Annotated in this window: 4 tRNA genes; all 4 read left to right on the top strand. The window is 50.6% G+C overall.

The features are described from left to right. Window positions 1-52 precede the first annotated feature (52 nt). The 4 genes from KGF45_RS19685 (at window position 53) to KGF45_RS19700 (ending at window position 398) form a co-directional block, all read left to right on the top strand. Window positions 53-129: transfer RNA gene (locus tag KGF45_RS19685), tRNA-Met, on the top strand. Window positions 130-140: 11 nt separating this feature from the next. Continuing rightward, window positions 141-217, top strand: a tRNA-Ile gene (locus KGF45_RS19690). A 19-nt stretch (window positions 218-236) separates the two neighbouring features. Continuing rightward, a tRNA-Pro gene (locus KGF45_RS19695) sits at window positions 237-313 on the top strand. 8 nt (window positions 314-321) lie between these two features. Further along, window positions 322-398 (top strand) — tRNA-His (locus KGF45_RS19700). The last annotated feature ends 47 nt before the right edge of the window (window positions 399-445 follow it).

Below are 445 nucleotides of genomic sequence, written 5' to 3' on the forward strand. Positions count from 1 at the left end.
ACTGAAAATCCCCGTGTCGGTGGTTCGATTCCGCCTCTGGGCACCAGAATATGGCGGTATAGCTTAGTTGGCTAGAGCGTTCGGTTCATACCCGAAAGGTCATAGGTTCGACTCCTATTACCGCTACCAAAATTTAATGTGGGCCATTAGCTCAGTTGGTTAGAGCGCCCGGCTCATAACCGGTAGGTCTGGGGTTCGAGTCCCTGATGGCCCACCACATTAAATTAAAACAATTTCGAGGTGTAGCGCAGTTTGGTAGCGCACATGGTTTGGGACCATGGGGCCGGGGGTTCGAGTCCCTTCACCTCGACCAATATAATGGTGGGTATAGCTCAGTTGGTTAGAGCGCCAGATTGTGGCTCTGGAGGTCGTGAGTTCGACTCTCATTATCCACCCCAACTAATATGGTCTATTAGCTCAGTCGGTAGAGCACCTGACTTTTAAT

Origin of the sequence: Clostridioides sp. ZZV14-6154, from assembly GCF_020657785.1 — a bacterium.
Lineage (GTDB): Bacteria > Bacillota > Clostridia > Peptostreptococcales > Peptostreptococcaceae > Clostridioides.